Annotated in this window: 2 protein-coding genes; both read left to right on the forward strand. The window is 35.9% G+C overall.

Annotation, left to right across the window (positions count from 1 at the left end; all coding sequences use genetic code 11):
* Positions 1-594, forward strand: a 594-nt coding sequence (lpxA, locus tag CQA44_RS12075; protein ID WP_115547430.1) for an acyl-ACP--UDP-N-acetylglucosamine O-acyltransferase, incomplete at its 5' end; no start/stop codon positions are given.
* A partial coding sequence (locus tag CQA44_RS12080) for an AAA family ATPase (protein WP_115547431.1) occupies positions 578-1320 on the forward strand: 743 nt, incomplete at its 3' end. The genes lpxA and CQA44_RS12080, both read left to right, overlap by 17 nt.

A 1320-nucleotide genomic window follows, 5' to 3' on the forward strand; every position in this document is an offset into this window, starting at 1 on the left:
GGTGAAAATACACTTTTGGAGATTGGTGATAATAACCTCATTCGTGAATCTTGCATGTTCAATCCGGGTACAGAAGGAGGAGGAGGAATCACCAAGATTGGCAACAACAATTTATTTATGGCGTATGTTCATATTGCTCATGATTGTATTATTGGGAATAATAATATTCTTGCAAATAATGCGACATTAGGAGGACATATTCATATTGAAAATTTCGTAAATATTGGGGGTATGACCCCTGTGCATCAATTTGTTAAAATCGGTGAAGGAGCTATGATTGCTGGAGCATCAGCTTTATCACAAGACATTCCCCCTTATTGTATGGCTGAAGGCAATAGAGCTAAAATTGTGGGGCTTAATAGATTTCGTATGCGAAAGATTATGGATAGGGAAACAATAGATGATATTGGCGCACTTTATAAAAGACTCTTTTCTGGTTCGCAAAGCTTAAGAGATTTAACGTCTTTAGAACTCAAAGTAGCCCAAAGTAACACAAATATTCATAGTGAGATTATTAGAATCTGTGAATTTATCTTGCAGTCAGAACGAGGAATTCCTTATAAAAGAGGTAGTATAGATGATAGAAACTTGTAGTTTTTGTGGCAAGGCAAAGTCTAAGCCTAATCCCATTGTCTCAAGTAACGAAAAAATTACGGGTACAAAGGCTTATATTTGTAAGAAATGCACAGTATTTATTTATGAATCTTTTTATAGTGATAAGAATAGCATTGGCAGCGAAGCCTATTCATTAGATTCTATTCCCTCACCAAAGGAATTAAAGGCATATTTAGATGATTATGTTATAGGACAGGATCATGCAAAAAAAGTTTTTAGTGTGGCTGTATATAATCACTATAAGAGGCTTTCATATCAACAAAAAGCAGTACTCTCTGAAGAAGAAATCAATGTAACAGATTTAGAGGAGAACGTGGAACTCTCAAAATCCAATATCCTTTTAATTGGACCTACAGGTAGCGGCAAAACACTTATGGCACAAACATTAGCACGTTTTCTTGATATTCCTATAGCTATTTCAGACGCGACATCTCTAACGGAAGCTGGTTATGTCGGTGAAGACGTCGAGAATATTCTTACGAGACTTTTACAGGCTGCAAACGGAGATTTACATCGAGCGCAAATGGGCATAGTCTTCATTGACGAAATTGATAAAATTTCAAGATTATCTGAAAATCGTTCTATCACTAGAGATGTATCAGGCGAAGGTGTGCAACAAGCTCTTTTAAAAATCATTGAAGGAAGTGTTGTGAATATTCCGCCAAAAGGTGGCAGAAAACATCCCAATCAAGATTTCATTAAAAT

The sequence above is a fragment of the Helicobacter sp. MIT 14-3879 genome (genome assembly GCF_003364125.1).